This is a genomic window from Caulobacter ginsengisoli (assembly GCF_030814835.1).
GTDB classification, from domain to species: domain Bacteria; phylum Pseudomonadota; class Alphaproteobacteria; order Caulobacterales; family Caulobacteraceae; genus Caulobacter; species Caulobacter ginsengisoli.
In genome coordinates this window covers 1-1,198 of record NZ_JAUSVS010000021.1, presented here as the reverse complement: position 1 = coordinate 1,198, position 1,198 = coordinate 1, and the positions used below count along the sequence as shown (strand labels likewise).

Genomic DNA, 1,198 nt, shown 5'->3' with positions numbered 1-1,198 from the left:
GCCCACTTGTCTGTTGGCTTGCCGTTATTGTGAGGCTGTCTTCCGGGACGCCCGCCTGACGTTCTGAGCGTCAGGCGGGCCGTCGGTGGAGTGGTCGTAGCCCACTGAGCCTTTAGGGCTGTGACGGAGCGTGGCCCTCCGCCGACATATTCCAGACCCGGATAGTTGCAGGGACGTGAGGGTCCGTAGCTACAAGGATGGGTCGATGGAACGGGTGCAGCCTAACACGAAGATCGCCGGGATCGATGTCAGCAAGAAGGAACTGGTGACGGCGGTCCACGGTCTGGAAGACATTGTGAAGACCCCCAACGACGTCGCTGGGTTCAAGACGTTGATCGGGTGGTTGAAGGCCAAGGGTGTGTTCCGGGTCGGCCTGGAGGCGACAGGCGGTTACGAACGAGGCGTCAGGGCGGCGTTGGGCGAGGTCGGCTTGGAGGTAGTGGTTCACCAGCCCTTGGAGGTGAAGCTCTTTGCTCGCGTGAAGCGCCTGAAGGCTAAGAATGACGAGAAGGACGCCCGGCTGATCGCCGCGGCCACGGTCCAGGTCGATACGGTGCGAGCCTTGCAGGACCCTCGCTTGCTGGACCTGGCCAACCGCCTGACCGCCTACGAGCAGGTCAGTGACCAACTGGCGCAGCTCAGGGCCTTCATGGAACACGCTGGCCCCAAGGACGTGGTCGTGCTCCTGCGCCGCCACATCGTCAGCCTGGAGCGGCTGAAGGCCAAGCTGGCCGACGGTGTCGTGGAGCGGATCCACGCCCACCCCGACCTGAACGACCGCTACAGGCTGCTGCTCACCCTGCCAGGCATAGGCCCCATCGTGGCCTCCACCCTGGTGGTTCGAATGCCTGAGCTTGGCGACATGACCCCGGCTCAGGCCGCCTCGCTGCTGGGCGTGGCGCCCTTCGATCGGGACTCAGGAACCTTCAAGGGGCAGCGCCGCATCGCGGGCGGTCGTGATCGGCCCAGGCGCATGGTCTATCTGGCCGCGCTCAACGCCAAGCGCAGGAACCCACACTTCAAGGCCTTCGCAGAACGACTGAAGGCCAAGGGCAAGCCTCCCAAGGTCATCGTCATCGCCGTCGCCCGAAAGCTCATCGAAGCCGCCAACCTCGTCCTCAGCCGAGGCCAGCCATGGGTCACCCAAATGACAGCCACAACATAGTTGCTCCGTCGGCTTCGCCGCCACCTCGCCCAA

General features: G+C 64.4%; 1 protein-coding gene. It reads left to right on the top strand.

Features of this window, described 5'->3' with window-relative positions:
- The first annotated feature begins 205 nt into the window (after positions 1-205).
- Positions 206-1,165, top strand: coding sequence for an IS110 family RNA-guided transposase (locus QO010_RS23935; protein WP_307353292.1), 960 nt, complete (start codon positions 206-208; stop codon positions 1,163-1,165).
- Positions 1,166-1,198: the final 33 nt, after the last annotated feature.

Coding starts and splice junctions, on each gene's coding strand:
- QO010_RS23935 (WP_307353292.1), top strand. CDS start 206: ATGGAACGGGTGCAGCCTAACACGAAGATCGCCGGGATCGATGTCAGC.